Source organism: Lysobacter sp. A289, from assembly GCF_054072675.1.
In genome coordinates this window covers 950,737-965,599 of record NZ_JBSVRN010000001.1, presented here as the reverse complement: position 1 = coordinate 965,599, position 14,863 = coordinate 950,737, and the positions used below count along the sequence as shown (strand labels likewise).

12 protein-coding genes are annotated in these 14,863 nt (G+C 64.1%); 10 read left to right on the top strand and 2 right to left on the bottom strand.

What is annotated here, in order from left to right:
• Nucleotides 1-931 precede the first annotated feature (931 nt).
• Genes ACW5DN_RS04485 through ACW5DN_RS04475 form a run of 3 tightly spaced genes read left to right on the top strand, consistent with a single transcriptional unit; the run spans nt 932 to nt 3,124 of the window.
• Complete coding sequence (locus ACW5DN_RS04485; RefSeq protein ID WP_456961542.1) at nt 932-1,336, top strand: DoxX family protein; 405 nt, start codon at nt 932-934, stop codon at nt 1,334-1,336.
• 13 nt (nt 1,337-1,349) lie between these two features.
• A complete protein-coding gene (locus tag ACW5DN_RS04480; RefSeq protein ID WP_456962960.1) occupies nt 1,350-2,057 on the top strand; it encodes a pirin family protein in 708 nt (235 codons plus the stop codon).
• Nucleotides 2,054-3,124, top strand: coding sequence for a lipid A deacylase LpxR family protein (locus ACW5DN_RS04475; protein WP_456961541.1), 1,071 nt, complete (start codon nt 2,054-2,056; stop codon nt 3,122-3,124). Before ACW5DN_RS04480 ends, ACW5DN_RS04475 begins: the two co-directional genes overlap by 4 nt.
• Here the strand turns inward: ACW5DN_RS04475 and ACW5DN_RS04470 are convergent.
• Nucleotides 3,121-4,962, bottom strand: coding sequence for an esterase/lipase family protein (locus tag ACW5DN_RS04470; RefSeq protein WP_456961540.1), 1,842 nt, complete (start codon nt 4,960-4,962; stop codon nt 3,121-3,123). The genes ACW5DN_RS04475 and ACW5DN_RS04470 overlap by 4 nt on opposite strands.
• Nucleotides 4,963-4,982: 20 nt before the next feature.
• Complete coding sequence (gene wrbA, locus ACW5DN_RS04465; protein ID WP_456961539.1) at nt 4,983-5,582, bottom strand: NAD(P)H:quinone oxidoreductase; 600 nt, start codon at nt 5,580-5,582, stop codon at nt 4,983-4,985.
• Between the two features lie 189 nt (nt 5,583-5,771).
• Here wrbA and ACW5DN_RS04460 point away from each other — a divergent pair, with 189 nt between their 5' ends.
• The 7 genes from ACW5DN_RS04460 to ACW5DN_RS04430 all read left to right on the top strand — a co-directional run bounded on the left by ACW5DN_RS04460 (nt 5,772) and on the right by ACW5DN_RS04430 (nt 14,836).
• Nucleotides 5,772-6,653: a LysR substrate-binding domain-containing protein gene (locus ACW5DN_RS04460; RefSeq protein ID WP_456961538.1), complete on the top strand. Its 882-nt coding sequence runs from the start codon at nt 5,772-5,774 to the stop codon at nt 6,651-6,653.
• A 61-nt stretch (nt 6,654-6,714) separates the two neighbouring features.
• Nucleotides 6,715-8,367, top strand: coding sequence for an MFS transporter (locus tag ACW5DN_RS04455; protein WP_456961537.1), 1,653 nt, complete (start codon nt 6,715-6,717; stop codon nt 8,365-8,367).
• Nucleotides 8,368-8,510: 143 nt separating this feature from the next.
• The gene (locus ACW5DN_RS04450; RefSeq protein WP_456961536.1) at nt 8,511-9,875 is read left to right on the top strand and encodes an alginate export family protein; all 1,365 of its coding nucleotides are present in this window, start codon (nt 8,511-8,513) and stop codon (nt 9,873-9,875) included.
• Nucleotides 9,876-9,968: 93 nt separating this feature from the next.
• A complete protein-coding gene (locus ACW5DN_RS04445; RefSeq protein ID WP_456961535.1) occupies nt 9,969-10,310 on the top strand; it encodes a carboxymuconolactone decarboxylase family protein in 342 nt (113 codons plus the stop codon).
• A 197-nt stretch (nt 10,311-10,507) separates the two neighbouring features.
• A complete protein-coding gene (locus ACW5DN_RS04440) occupies nt 10,508-11,287 on the top strand; it encodes an isochorismatase family protein (protein WP_456961534.1) in 780 nt (259 codons plus the stop codon).
• A gap of 84 nt (nt 11,288-11,371) precedes the next feature.
• Nucleotides 11,372-13,204: an amidohydrolase gene (locus ACW5DN_RS04435; protein ID WP_456961533.1), complete on the top strand. Its 1,833-nt coding sequence runs from the start codon at nt 11,372-11,374 to the stop codon at nt 13,202-13,204.
• Nucleotides 13,205-13,336: 132 nt separating this feature from the next.
• Nucleotides 13,337-14,836 carry a catalase gene (locus ACW5DN_RS04430; protein ID WP_456961532.1) on the top strand — a complete coding sequence of 500 codons (1,500 nt, stop codon included), beginning with the start codon at nt 13,337-13,339 and terminating at the stop codon, nt 14,834-14,836.
• Nucleotides 14,837-14,863: the final 27 nt, after the last annotated feature.

The following is a 14,863-nucleotide window of genomic DNA, read 5'->3' as shown; positions in this document are numbered from 1 at the left end:
CAGCAGGTGCGCGTCGAACTGGGCTTCATCCGCGATGGCAACACTGCCCGTATCGAGCGGATCCACGCGCTCAGGAAGCCTCTGCTGATCCTGCATCCGCCGCAGGATGCGATCGCCGGCATCGTACAAGGCAGCGCTGCATCCCAAGAGCTTTATGGCGCGGTCACCTGCTCACCGATCGTCAGGGTACCGAATCTGTCGCCACCACATCATCGCTGCCTAGTCATCGCGCTCCCTGAAGAGTGCACTGCCACCGCGGAGCAATGCGCAAGTCGGCGTCGTGACCGTCTCGGAGACTGGCGAAGGCGACTTCTAAGTCTAGGTCAGCGCCGGGGGCGTCCATTTTCTCGCCGATGAGCCGCCCGAGGTCGGCGGTCAACACCCTATGACTTGGTCGCCGCAGGTCTCGGTGCGTGCACGGCGATGACGCTACGCATGTAATGCGCGCCGCAAGCAACTCCCGCTGGATCAGGTGACGGTTGGCCATAGCCGGCGACGCGGAACCGGGCCGTCGGATCTGTTCACGCGCCGTTTGTTGCTAAAGGCGCCCTGTCCGACGAGCAGAGGCAGCGACTGATGGAAATCGCCGACAAATGCCCCGTGCACCGGACATTGGCACGAGGCGCCGCGCTGGAAACCGAACCAGGCGGGAGCATGCCTGCTGGAGCCGCCGACAAGCCGGGACAGCACTCGCACGACGTAGCCGCTTCCTCCGACGCCACAACTTCATACACGCCCGGCGCCATGTAATTCGTCATGTACCTAGCGGCGCGTCTAGTCGGAGATGCAACAGCGCTTCGCGCTCAATGTCGCATTTTTTGAATCAATGCTTTCAGTTTTCATGCCTTTGTCCCGTATTTATTGCGATAGATACTGACCCCGTCAATCAGCGCTGTTGGGCGCCTCCTTCAACCACACGGGATCTTTCACCATGAACAACACTGCACTTTTGACCGGTCGCACCGGCCTAGCCTTGATCTTCATCCTCTCGGGCGTCACCAAGATCGGTGGTTATGCCGCCACCCAAAACTACATGGACTCCATGGGCATAGCCGGCGGACTGCTTCCGTTGGTGATTCTGCTTGAAGTGGGCGGCGGCCTTGCTGTCCTCGCAGGTCTCTTCACACGCTGGGCGGCTTTGGCATTGGGTGCGTTCTCGTTGGCCAGCGGCTTCCTGTTCCACTTCGACCTGGGCGACGCCAACCAGTTCAACAACCTGTTCAAGAACATCGCCATTGCCGGCGGCTTCCTGCTGCTCACCACGCAGGGTGCAGGTGACTACAGCCTTGATCGTGTGTTGCGCCTTGCTCGCACTCGCTTCCCTGCCCGTGCTTGAAGGGGGCGATGACATGATCACTCTTCGTCCTGCAAACAAGCGCGGCCATGCAAACCATGGCTGGCTCGAGTCCCGGCACAGCTTTTCGTTCGCCGACTACCACGACCCCCTCCATATGCATTGGGGTCCGCTGCGCGTGATCAACGAGGATCGCGTACAACCGGGCCAGGGCTTTGGTACCCACGGCCACCGCGACATGGAAATCATCAGCTACGTCATCAGCGGTGCGCTCGGCCACAAGGATTCGATGGGTAACGGCGCATCGATCGTCCCGGGTGAGGTACAGCGTATGAGCGCGGGCCGTGGCGTCACTCACTCCGAGTACAACCACGATCGCGAAGGCGTGACCCACTTCCTGCAGATCTGGATCATCCCGAGGTTCACGGGCATTCCGCCCAGCTATGAACAGAAGGCATTTCCCGAATCGGAGAAACGTGGCCGGCTCAGGGTGGTGGCCAGCCCTGACGGCGCAGACGGATCAGTGACGATCCACCAAGACGCGCGGATGTATGTCGGCCTGTTCGACGGCGCGGAGACCGATACGCTCCGCCTGTCCCCGGGTCGCCTGGGCTATGTGCACGTGGTGAGCGGATCGGCCGTGATCAACAGCCATACGGTATCCGCCGGGGACGCGTTGCTGTACTCGAACGAAGACGAGGTGCTCGTCGAACGCGGAACCGGCGCCGAGCTGCTGGTGTTCGACCTGCCGGAACTGCCATGAATCGCGGCAGTCTGAGCGGGATCAGCATGGTGCGCATCCTGCTCGCCGTGGTTTTGGGCACCATTCCTCTCACCGCTGCGGCGGTGGAGGGTTGGTCGGAGCCAGAACCGCCAACCAGGCCAGCGGCGACCGTGAACCTGCGCGTGGACAACGATCTGTTCGCCAGCCGCGACCGTGGCTACACCAGCGGTATACAGCTCACCGTCGTTTCCCCAAACCTTGCCGACTACACTGCCGACACGAACCTGCCGCGTTTCGCCCGTTGGTTGAACGACAACTTCGAGTTCATGCAGCCCGCGGGGGCCGAGCAGCAGAACATGGTGCTGCGCATCGAGCAGCGTATCTATACACCTACTGACCCGCTCCGCAGCGACCTGGACACTGGCGACCGTCCCTATGCTGGAACACTGATGGCGGTGGCCGGCTACAACGCGCGCAAGGGCAATACCTTGCGAACGACTCTGCTGGGCGTCGGTATCCTGGGGCCCAGTTCGCTGGCTGAGCGTTCGCAGGATGCGATCCACGACCTGACCGGGTCGGAGAAGTTCGCCGGATGGGACCACCAACTGAAGGACGAGATCCTTGTTGGCGTCCGCCATGAGCGGTCCTACCGCACGAATGCTTTCGACCTGGGGCGAAGCGGATTGCAGGGCGATGCCATCAGCCATTGGGGCGGCGCGTTGGGCAACCCAATGACCCGCATCAACGGGGGCTTCGAGTTCCGCGTTGGACACAACCTGCCGGATGACTTCGGTTCAAGCCCAGTCCGGCCCGCAGGCGACAACACGGCACCGGCATCGAACGGCAGGGATCCGTCCTTTGCGTGGCATGTCTTCCTCGCCGTGGATACATATTGGTCAATCTACGACCCTTCACTGGACGGAAATCTGTTCCATGACAGCCATGACGTCGACAAAAAGTCTATCGTCGCTGAAACGGCACTGGGCTTCACCGTGAACCGCGGTCCCTGGAAGCTGGCTTTCGCGCGATATTTCCGCACGCGCGAGTTCAATGGACAGCATGAAAGCCCGCGGTTTGGTAGCTTCACTCTGAGCCGGTCATTCTAAAGAGGGGCAGTATTGATCCGCTTAAGCAGAATCCGCTTCAAAATAGAAATTGTCGCGGGTTCGGTCTGTAAGTCGTGACCGGCAGTCACGTGATCCACGCTCCCGGCCGTCCAGGTCGCGCTTTCCAGCGACACTACACCGTCGCCTTTTTCCGGCCTGGCGGGGTCCTGGATACCGACGATCGAATGGATCGCGACGCCATCGATCACTGGCAAGGCCCGAGCGGCATGTATCACTGGCTGGTCAGGCGACAGGGTCCCCAGGCTGGTCGGACCACCCTGACGATAGTTGTCGAGCACTGAAGGCTGGACGCTCTCTGGATGCTCGACCGCCAACTGGACCAGGTAGTCCATGGTGTCGACCGGCAAGCGAATGAAACGCTGAACCAGGCGCGCCACGAGTCCCTCAGCCCGCGTGCTACCACCGTGGGGAGCAGCAATCATCACCAGTTCGTCCACGCCCTGGATCGGCTGGAACACGAAGAGTTCGCGCGCGCGATCCACGGCTTCACCTGGGTCGAAGGTGTCGGGATCGGCAGTGAAGGCGGCGTTCCAAAGCGCGGTTCCAGGATCCGTCAGCAACAGGCGTGAAATCACGCCTCCCATGGAGTGCCCCACCAGCACCGCATGCCGGTAACCACCGGAAGCTGCTGAGGCTCGGCTGCGGAAGTCCTGCAGCGTCCCAGCCAGTTGCTGCCGGTTGATCAGCACGGGCATGCCGGTCGAGTAGCGCGCCATCCAGAACTGGTAGTGCTCGGAGATGTCGGGATCGCCGAGCAGTTCGTTGACCATGTTCGCCCAAGTCATCGGACTGCTCGCAAAGCCGTGCACGAGGATCACCGGCGTCTTGTTCGGATCCACGGGCGCCAAGAGCCGGATCTGGGAGTCGTCGCGGCCCGCTTCGGCAGCAAACAGCGCACTCAGATAGCCAAGCTCATTCTCGAAGCCAACCGCGGCCCTCGCGTAGGCGGCGCTCATGTCGCGCGAAAGCGTGATTGGACCGAACGCGGTGTCGATGGAGCCCGCCCGAGATGCGTCACGAGCGACGAGCCGCTCCCCCCCGCTGGCAAGAGGCTCGAACAGAATGTTGATGGCCAAAGCGAAGGGCTGTGGGGGAAAGGACCCGATGGCGGCGTCAGTACGTCCGCTGGCGATCGCTGCGACCCCGATGCCGTCCTCGACATGGCGTGTCCTGAGACCGCGCACCTTGACTTGGTTCGCCAGCACGACGTTCGTGACCGCCGCACGTGGGAAGTGGGCGGCCTCAACGTCCCATTCGAAGCCCTCGGGCCCCCGGACTGCGATCGCGTTCAGCGCAAGCCCGGCCGTGCAGGCATTGTGCAGTCGGAGTGCCAACTGCGTCCGCGCGGTGATTGGCCCTTGCCGTCCCGGAAGCATCGGGGCGTGCAGGTAGCGATGGGTATGGTGGGCACAGGCGCGCCAGTGCGCGACCCGGGTGTCCTGGGGGCCGTGCTTGGCCGCTTGATAGAGGACGTCGGAAGCGGCGATCAACCGCGTGCCCTCGCGGATCGTGCCCGTAGCGTCGATAATCCGTGAGGCGCATTCGTTGCTCGCGCGGGAACACGTCGTGCGAAGATCCAGCATCGACACGACTTCATTCGTGGTGTTGGAAAGATGACCCGCGAGTGCCAAGCCATCCAAGCTCATGCGCGAGCGCAGCGCGGCATTGTCGTGGACCCGAAGAGTTGAGCAGGCGCCGGCCAACAGCGGGATGACCGCCAGGATGAGCCAGCGGCTCCAGTTCCTTCGTGATGGTGATCTTGGGTGCTTCAGATGCTCCATGCCTTCCGCCAATGCAGGATCGCGAGGATCCTGCATTGTGCGTCCGACAGCCCGGATCAGCCAGCGAGCTTGGTAGTGACCTCGGCCACCAGGCGACCCTGGAAGCGGGCACCTTCGAGTTCGTTTTCACTCGGCTGGCGCGAGCCGTCGCCGCCGGCGATGGTGGAGGCACCGTAGGGTGTACCGCCAGTCACCTCGTCGAGCCGCATTTGGCCCTGGAAGCTGTAGGGCAGGCCGACGCACACCATGCCAAAGTGCATCAGATTGGTATGGATGGCCATGAGCGTGGTTTCCTGGCCGCCATGCTGCGTGGCGGTGGAAGTGAACGCCGAGCCGACCTTGCCATGCAGCGCACCCCGCGCCCAGAGGCCGCCGGTCTGGTCGAGGAAATTCGCCATCTGCGAGGCCATGCGGCCGTAGCGCGTGCCCGTGCCGATGATGATCGCGTCGTAATCCGGCAGTTCGTCCACCTTGGCAACCGGTGCTTCCTGGTCGAGCTTGTAGTGCGATGCGCGCGCGACCTCCTCGGGCACCAGCTCGGGCACGCGGCGGATGTCCACGGTCGCGCCGGCCTCGCGCGCCCCTTCGGCCACGGCCTGCGCCATGCGCTCGATGTGGCCATAAGCCGAGTAGTAAAGGACCAGGATTTTGCTCATTGTCGTCTCCACAGTGGTTAAGGCGTCCGACCGTAGCCGCGGCGGTGAAATGAAAATAGTCACTCAGGTGGAATCTTACTGTTTCCAATAACGATACAAACGACCACTTTTCTTGCGGTACCGCCATTATTGTGGGAACAATGCCCGACCAATCATGCGCTGGAGCTGTTGATGGATCGGATGGAATGCATGCGCGCCTTCGTCGAGGCCGTGCGGGCGGAAAGCTTCGCCGCGGCGGCGCGCACACTTGACGTTCCACGCTCCAAGGTGAGCAAGCAGGTCCAGTCGCTGGAAGCGGCACTCGGTGTCCAGTTGTTGATGAGGACCACCCGTAGCCTGCACCTGACCGAGGCCGGCGCGACGTACTACGAAGACGCGCAGGACGTGCTGGCCGCGATTGACGAGGCCGAGGAGCGGGCACGGGGAACCTCCGGCATCCGCGGCATCGTGAGGTGCAATGTGCCGGTGTCCTTCGGGATGCGTGTCCTCTCCGGGCTGGTTCCGCGCTTTCTGGAGAAGTATCCGGACATCGAGCTGCAGATCTCGCTCACCGACCATCTGATCGATCCGGTGCGGGGAGGTTTCGATGTCACCATCCGTATCGCCGACCTTCCTGACTCATCGTTCGCCGCCCGCAAGATCATGCCGGCACCGCGCAGCCTGCTGGCTTCGCCCGACTACCTTGCCCGACAAGGGGTGCCTGGCGTTCCGGAGGACCTGGCGTCGCACGCCTTCCTCAACTATGGCTGCCTGCAGGGTGGCATCACCATCCAGCTCACCCGTGGGAAGGAAATGCAGCGCGTGCGTACGCGGGGATCGGTCATGGCCGACAACGGTGATTTCCTCGCAGAGATGGCCCTAGCCGGGCTGGGCGTTGTCTTGCTTCCAGACTTCATCGCTCAGGATGCGGTGGACGCGGGGCGCCTCGTTCGCGTCCTGGAAGACTGGAGCGCGCCTGCAATCGCGGTGCATGCACTGTTCCCGCAGTCGCGCAACATGCCTTTGCGCCTGCGCCGATTCGTCGATTTCCTGGTCGCCGAGCTCGGCGGAGAGGATGGCCAGATAGTCTGATCATCAACGATGCCGGTTCCCTTCCCCGCCCAGACGGGAGGGACACAAGAAAGAACATCCCATGAGCCAACCCGCACCACAGGCAGCCCCGACCGCTACCGGCCCATGGACGCCGCTGACCCAGTCCACGTTCCGCAACCTGTGGCTGGCGATCCTCGTCGCCAACATCGGAACCTGGATTCATGACGTCGCCGCGGCCTGGATCATGGCCGAGAACACCGGCTCGCCGTTCATGGTCGCGGCAGTGCAGTCGGCAACCACGCTTCCAGTCGTCCTGCTGGCGGTGATCGCCGGCACCCTCGCCGACATCGTCGATCGTCGCAAGTACTTGATCCTCGCCCAACTGTGGATGGTGTTGGTTGCCAGTGCCCTCGCGCTGGTGGCGCACCTGGACATGCTGACGCCATGGCTCCTGGTCGCGCTGACCTTCGCGCTCGGGATCGGTGCCGCCATGGCGATGCCGGCGCAGCAAGCAACGACGCCGGAACTGGTTCCCAAGGCCATGCTGGGTCCGGCAGTCGCACTGGGTTCACTGAGCATGAACATCGCCCGCTCCATCGGACCTGCCCTGGGCGGCCTGATCGTGGCGAGCGCGGGAATCGAATGGGCGTTCGCGATCAACGCGCTGAGCTTTCTCGGCGTGGTGCTAGTGCTGGTCACCTGGCGTCGGGAGCCCGGCAAGTCGACCCTGCCACCCGAATCGTTTGGCGTGGCACTTCGTGCAGGACTGCGGTACGCCACCCAGGCCACGGTCTTGAAGTCCGTGCTGATCAAGGCGGCAAGCTTCTTCGTGTTCGCCAGCGCGCTCACAGCGCTGCTGCCGATCGTGGTCAACCGTGAACTGCAAGCCAGCGCCGGCACCTACGGCCTGCTGCTGGGCTGTATCGGCATCGGCGCGATCACCGGCGCAGTGCTGTTGCCGAAGCTGCGCGCGAAGTACGATTCCGACCGCCTGGTGCTGGTTGCGACCCTGGTCTACGCGGCCTGCATGCTTGCGCTCGCACTCGTCCGGAACATTCCTGTCCTTTACGTGGTGTCGCTGGCCAACGGCTTCGCCTGGATCACCGTGCTGTCTTCGCTGCAGATCGCCGCACAGACGTCGGTCCCGGCCTGGGTGCGCGCCCGCGCGCTCTCGCTGTACATCGTCGTGTTCTCCGCGGGCATGGCGGTCGGCAGCCTGGGCTGGGGCACGCTGGCGCAGCAGACCAGCACGCCCGTCGCATTGATGGTCGCTGCCGCAGGCACCGCGCTGGCTTCGCTGTTCGCATTGCGCTACCGGTTGGGCGAGGCGGCGAACGTTAACGTCACTCCATCCGGGCACTGGCCGGAACCGGTTCTGGTGGAGGAGATTGCCGGCGACCGTGGTCCGGTGCTGGTCACCATCGAATACCGGATCGCGCTGGACCAGCGCGTCGAGTTCCTCCGCAGCATGCGTCTGCTCGGGCGCAGCCGTCGTCGCGATGGCGCGGTGCAGTGGGGCGTGGCCGAAGACACCACCGAGCCGGGCACCTATCTGGAGTATTTCCTCGACGCATCGTGGGTGGAACACCTGCGCCAGCACGAGCGGGTGACCGAGGACGAACAGGTGCTGCAGGAGCAGATCATGGCTCTGCTGGCGGATCCTGCCAAGCGCCCGCGCGTGCGTCATTACGTGGGCGGCACACCGGGTGCGGCCCTCGAGCATCCGCCGGAAAGTGCCAGGGAGATCGTATGAGCCTCAGGTTCCTGATCGGACTGCTGCCGGGTTCGGCATCGAATGCCGGCCTCCGACCATCCTCCTGCAGATGCATCGATGCCTTCAGGGAGATTGGCGATAGCCGCGATATGCCTGGCCATCCTTTGGGACGATCGAATGCAGTGCTGAGGAGCCGAGCAGGCCTGCTCGCGCTGCCACTGCTGGCGGCAGCCGGGGGCGCCGCGGCGGATTTCCGCCAATTGCGCCATGAGGACGATTTCATTGCCCAACGCCAGATGTGCGCGGACGACAATCGCATCGCCTGCTGGAAAGCCCGGCCGGTCGCCGGCGGCATGCACCTGAGCCTGGGCGGCGATTTGCGTTGGCGCTATGAGTACGCCGACAATCCAGGCCATGGTGAAGATCCGCAGGATCACTGGGGAGCCTGGTTGCAGCGCCACTCGCTGTTCGCCGATGTGCGTCTGGGCGAACACTGGCGCGGCTTCGCCCAACTGGGCACCTCGCTGGCGAACGGTCGCGCCGGAGGCCCCGCGCCCGTGGACGAGAACCGGCTTGACCCGATGAACCTGTTCGTCGAACTGCGCGGAGCGACCGCTGGCGACAGGGAGTTCGGTCTGCGTGCAGGCATCCAGGAGATGCGGTTCGGATCGGCCCGACTGATGGACGTGCGTGACGGTACCAACGTGCGCCGAAGCTTCGACGCGATACGTACGTATGTGGAAGGCGCCGACTGGCGCATTGACGCCTTCGCGGCAACGCCAAGGCTGAATCGCCAGGGCAGCTTCGACGATGGCCATTCGGACGTCCAAGCGCTGCGAGGCATCTACGCCGTCCGGACCGGTGTCGACCGCGTCTGGGATGTCTACCTGCTTCATTATGAAGACCTGACTGCACACTACGTCCAAGGAGATGCGCATGAGCGCCGCTGGACGCTGGGACTGCGTGTGTCCGGAACACAGGGCGGCTGGGACTGGAATTGGGAATCCGCGATGCAGGGTGGCCGCTTCGGCAGCGCCAGCATCCGTGCCTGGACAGTTGCGACCGAAACAGGCTACCGCTTCACCAATGCCACGTGGCAGCCGCGGCTGGCCCTGCTGGCGGCGGTGGCCAGCGGCGACCGTAACCCCGATGACAATCGCCTGGGCACCTTCAATCCGATGTACCCGCGCGGCAACTACTTCGGCGAGGAGGCGACTCTAGGGCCACGCAACTTCTTCAACGTCCAGCCCACAATCTTCCTGCACCCCACGCCGCGGCTGGAGCTGAACGCAAGTCTCGATCTGTTCTGGCGGCACAGCACGAACGATGGCGCGTACGCGCCCAACGGGACGCTGATCCGCACGCCCGGCGACAGCAGCAACCGACACGTGGCAACCATCGCCTCATTTGGAACGACCTGGACGCCGTCGCCGGGTTGGACAACGGGCGCCGTCTTGGCCTGGTCCCGGCCCGGCTCGTTTCTACGCGACAACGGTCCGCATGAGCCGTTGCGCTATCTGGAGTTGACCCTGCAGCACCAGTTCTGAGATGCACCCTGCCCTCGCCCGGTGCCTGGAACCGAGCCGTTTCCCTGAAACACATGACTCGCGTCGAATTGCGACGCCTACGGAGGAACCACCATGCTCGACTGGAACAACTATCGCGATGAACTCAAGGGCCGGATCGGCGAGATCAGCAAGCTGTCCCCCGATACCGTGCGCGGCTACGCGACGCTCAGCGGAGCCGGTGCCAAGACCCAGCACCTCGATGCCAAGACCCGCGAACTGATCGGCTTGGCGGTCGCGGTAACCACGCGCTGCGACGGCTGCATCACCGTGCATGTCGATGCCGCGCTCAAGCATGGCGCTAGCCGCGAGGAAATCGCCGAAGCGCTGGGCGTTGCGGTCGCACTCAATGCCGGGGCGGCACTGGTTTACTCGGCTCGCGTCATGGACGCGGTGGCTGCCCATCCCGGCTCGTGACCGCCCGCGCGGTCTCGGATCGTATCAATTCCAGAAACAATGAAGTGTCGATCATCCGGTATCTGCGGGGCCTGGGGAGATCTACGCTTCGATGGCGCGCTGCGAACGACTGAACTTTCGGGCGCTGGTACACGGGCAACACGTTCGATGAGCTTGCTCCGGTCATCGTCATTCATTTCAAACGAGAGGCAACCACCATGAAGCACTCGAACTTCCTCGGCAATTTCTTCCACACCGTGGCGATGGTCGCGGTAATGTCCATCCCCCTGGCGTATTCGCCCATGGCGAGTGCGCAGCAAGCCAGCGCCCAGGCGCCCATCGAAGGGCTTTCACGCCAGCCGACGCCGGCGGCACGCGCGGCGCTCTATGACCCCGACGATGCCGTCTTCTTGCTGCTGGACCATCAGACGGGTCTTTTCCAGACGGTAAAGGACATTCCACTTGCCGAGCTGCGTGCCAACACGGTGGCCTTGGCAAAGATCGCCGTACAGGCGGGTATCCCGGTCATCTACACGGCATCGGAGCCGGGCGGCCCGAACGGTCCCATCATGGAAGAATTGCTTGAGGCCGCGCCCAATGCGATCTACGTCGGCCGCAAGGGCGAGGTCAGCGCATGGGACAACGCCGACTTCGTGAAGGCCGTCGAGGCCACCGGCCGCAAGACCCTCGTCATGGCGGGCGTGTGGACCAGCGTCTGCGTCGCGTTCCCGGCCCTGCAGGCAGAGGCCGATGGATACAACGTACTGGCGGTGATGGATGCCTCGGGCGACGTCAGCAAGCTGGCATCCGACGCGGCCATGCTGCGCATGGCGAATGCCGGTGTTGTTCCGGTCACGACCAACACCATCCTCAGCGAAACCCACCGCACCTGGAACCGCGACGATGCCGCCGCGTGGGGCGCGCTCTACTCCGAGCTCGTGCCGCACTACCGGGCCGTTTCCGAGAGCTACCAGCGGGCCCAGGAAGCTGCGAAGTAAGACCTCGCCGTCCACGCTTCCCCGAGAAGCGATTGAACGCGGGGCCGGACCGACCCGTCCGGCCCCGCCATAAAGGAGGCATCCATGCGATACCTACTCTTACTCGCCGTGACGCTATTCGCGGCGGCGTGCACCAATCCGGCGCCGCCTGCCACGGCGCAACAATCCGGGACACAACAGCAAGCAGGCCAGGCCGATCTCATCGTGACGAACGCGAACGTCGTCACCATGGATACGAAACGCCCCAGCGCCCGCGCCTTCGCGGTGGTCGACGGCAAGATCGTAGCTGTCGGCGACGACGCGGAGATCGCAGCGCAGCGCGGCGACAGGACGCGCGTCATCGACGCGGGCGGCCGGACCGTCATTCCCGGCCTGAACGACTCGCACACCCATGTGGTCCGTGGCGGCCGCTTCTACAACCTGGAGCTTCGCTGGGATGGCGTCGGTTCGCTGGATCGCGCCCTGGAGATGGTGCGCGAGCAGGCAGAGCGGACGCCTGAAGGTCAGTGGGTCCGGGTCATCGGCGGCTGGTCGCCGTACCAGTTCGAAGAAAAGCGGATGCCGACCATCGCGGAATTGAACGCGGCGGCGCCCGATACGCCAACGGTCGTCGTATTCCTCTACAGCCAGGGCATGATCAACCGGGCCGCCGTGGAGGCTCTTGGCCTGACGGAAGATACCAAGGCACCGGACGGCGGTAGGTACGAGTTTGTCGATGGCGGCGCGATCCTGCATGCGGAACCGAACCCCGCCATCCTCTATTCAATGATCGCCAAGCCGCCGGCTCTCTCGGCCGACGACCAGGTCAACTCCACCCTGCACTTCTATCGCGAGCTCAACCGGCTGGGCATGACCAGCGCCGTTGATGCAGGTGGTGGCGGCCAGCTGTTTCCCGACGATTACGCCACCAGCCTGAAAATCGCGACCGACGGCAAGCTGCCCCTGCGCGTGAGCTATTACCTCTTTGCGCAGACCGCTGGCCAAGAGGCGGCCGATTTTCGCCGTTGGGCCGACGGTTACGGGTTGGACGACAACCAGCACGAAGCGCTCGAGCATGGCTACGAGCTGGAGGGTGCGGGTGAGTTCCTGGCGCACAGCGTTGGCGACTGGGAAAACTTCATGGCGGCAAAGCCCGACCTCGACGAGCGCAAGGCGCGCGGCATCGACTGGGACACCGATCTCCACGAGGTCGCCTCCATCTTGGTCGAGAAGCAGTGGCCGCTGCGGCAGCACGCCACCTACGGCGAGAGCGTGAGCCGGATCCTGGATGTCTTCGAGCGGGTGAAGGAAGAACAGGGCCGGTTCGTGCCGCGCTGGGCGATCGACCACGCGGAAACCGTGACCGACGAGGACCTGCAGCGGATCAAGGACATGGGCGGCGGCATCGCCATCCAGAACCGCATGGGCTTCGCGGGCGAATACTTCGCCGAACGCTACGGGAAGGAAGCGGCTTTGAACGCCCCACCGGTCCGCAAGATGCTCGACCTTGGAATCGTGGTCGGCGGTGGAACCGACGGCACGCGCGTGAGCAGCTACAACCCGTGGCCGGCCATCCATTGGCTGGTGACCGGCAAGACGATGGGCGGCACGCAGCTGTTCGCAGACGAAAACCGGCTGTCGCGCGAAGAAGCCCTGCGGCTGTTCACCGCGAACGCAGCGTGGTTCAGCCAGGAAGAGGACGTCAAGGGTCGGATCGCCCCCGGCCAGTACGCCGACTTCGCCATCCTGACCGAGGACTACCTGACCGTTCCGGAAGAGCGCATCAAGAACCTGGAGTCACTGCTCACCGTGGTGGGCGGAAAAGTGGTCTACGCGGCAGGACCGTTTGATGACTTTGCGCCACCTGAGCTTCCTGCAGTGAGCCCCGCCTGGTCGCCGGTGGCACATTTCGGTGGATATCAGAACGAGGGTCCGTGACATCTGCTGAAGATACTGCTGGCCGCGACATGATCCGCAGGAGCAAAGGCGCCGGTGCCCCCGGCTCGACGTCGCGGAACCGCAACACAACCAGAGGCAACATCCACACACGCTCTTCATGAGGATATTCCCATGGCAAAACAAGACGACAAGCACGCGACCGGTTCGACCATGAGCACCGGTGCGCCCGCGCCCAGCGACCGCAACTCGCTGAGCATCGGCGCCGACGGCCCGATCCTGCTGCACGACGTGCACTTCCTGGAGCAGATGGCGCACTTCAACCGAGAGAAGGTGCCCGAGCGCCAGCCGCACGCCAAGGGTGCCGGCGCGTTCGGCGTGCTCCAGACCACCGAGGACGTCTCGAAGTACACCAAGGCGGCGTTGTTCCAGAAGGGCGCCTCGACCGACATGCTGGCGCGCTTCTCCACCGTCGCGGGCGAAATGGGCAGCCCGGACACCTGGCGCGACGTGCGCGGGTTCTCGCTGAAGTTCTACACCGACGAGGGCAACTACGACCTGGTCGGCAACAACACCCCGATATTTTTCGTGCGCGACCCGATGAAGTTCCCCCACTTCATCCGCAGCCAGAAGCGCCTGCCCGACTCCGGCCTGCGCGACAACCACATGCAGTGGGACTTCTGGACCAATAATCCGGAGACCGCGCACCAGGTCACCTACCTGATGGGCGAGCGCGGCCTGCCGCGCACCTGGCGGAACATGAACGGCTACGGCTCGCACACTTATATGTGGATCAACGCTGCCGGCGAAAAGTTCTGGGTCAAGTATCACTTCCACACCGAGCAGGGCATGGCGTTCTTCAACAACGCCGAAGCTTCCGCGATGGCCGGCCAGGACGCCGACTTCCACCGCGGCGACCTGTTCAACGCGATCAAGCGCGGCGAGCACCCCAGCTGGATCCTGTCGGTGCAGGTGATGCCGTACGCGGACGCCAAGACCTACCGCTTCAATCCGTTCGACCTGACCAAGACCTGGTCGCACAAGGACTATCCGCTGATCAAGGTCGGCACCATGACCCTGAACCGCAACCCGGAGAACTTCTTCGCCCAGATCGAGCAGGCCGCGTTCTCACCGGGCAACACGGTGCCGGGCATCGGCCTGTCGCCGGACAAGATGCTGCTCGGTCGCGCGTTCGCCTACGCCGACGCCCAGCGCCACCGCATCGGCACCAACTTCCACCAGTTGCCGGTCAACCAGCCCAAGGTGCCGGTCAACACGTACATGTTCGATGGCCAGATGACTTACCACCACAGCGGCAACGCACCGGTGTACGTACCCAACAGCGGCGGCCGCACTTGGGCGGATGAAACCGGCCCGGTGGCAGACGGCTGGGAGACCGACGGCGAGATGGTCCGCAGCGCCTACACCCTGCACGCGGAAGACGACGACTTCGGCCAACCCGGCACCCTGGTGCGCGAGGTCTGGAACGACGCCCAACGCGCCCAGTTCGTCGACCAGGTCGCCGGCAGCCTGCTCGGCGGCGTCCGCAGCCCGGTGCTGGAACGCGCGTTCGAATACTGGAAGAGCGTCGACCCTGGCGTGGGTGCGCGCATCGAGCAGAAGGTGAGATCCGGGAGTGCTCCCGAGCCGGCAGCGGGCATGGGCGAGAGCTGAGCAGACGCGCGCCGGCAGGCGCACGAT

What these genes read in the sequence shown, in the direction of transcription:
- ACW5DN_RS04485 (WP_456961542.1), top strand. Translation starts at nt 932, where the DNA reads ATGAACAACACTGCACTTTTGACCGGTCGCACCGGCCTAGCCTTGATC.
- ACW5DN_RS04480 (WP_456962960.1), top strand. Translation starts at nt 1,350, where the DNA reads ATGATCACTCTTCGTCCTGCAAACAAGCGCGGCCATGCAAACCATGGC.
- ACW5DN_RS04475 (WP_456961541.1), top strand. Translation starts at nt 2,054, where the DNA reads ATGAATCGCGGCAGTCTGAGCGGGATCAGCATGGTGCGCATCCTGCTC.
- ACW5DN_RS04470 (WP_456961540.1), bottom strand. Translation starts at nt 4,962, where the DNA reads ATGCAGGATCCTCGCGATCCTGCATTGGCGGAAGGCATGGAGCATCTG.
- wrbA (WP_456961539.1), bottom strand. Translation starts at nt 5,582, where the DNA reads ATGAGCAAAATCCTGGTCCTTTACTACTCGGCTTATGGCCACATCGAG.
- ACW5DN_RS04460 (WP_456961538.1), top strand. Translation starts at nt 5,772, where the DNA reads ATGCGCGCCTTCGTCGAGGCCGTGCGGGCGGAAAGCTTCGCCGCGGCG.
- ACW5DN_RS04455 (WP_456961537.1), top strand. Translation starts at nt 6,715, where the DNA reads ATGAGCCAACCCGCACCACAGGCAGCCCCGACCGCTACCGGCCCATGG.
- ACW5DN_RS04445 (WP_456961535.1), top strand. Translation starts at nt 9,969, where the DNA reads ATGCTCGACTGGAACAACTATCGCGATGAACTCAAGGGCCGGATCGGC.
- ACW5DN_RS04440 (WP_456961534.1), top strand. Translation starts at nt 10,508, where the DNA reads ATGAAGCACTCGAACTTCCTCGGCAATTTCTTCCACACCGTGGCGATG.
- ACW5DN_RS04435 (WP_456961533.1), top strand. Translation starts at nt 11,372, where the DNA reads ATGCGATACCTACTCTTACTCGCCGTGACGCTATTCGCGGCGGCGTGC.
- ACW5DN_RS04430 (WP_456961532.1), top strand. Translation starts at nt 13,337, where the DNA reads ATGGCAAAACAAGACGACAAGCACGCGACCGGTTCGACCATGAGCACC.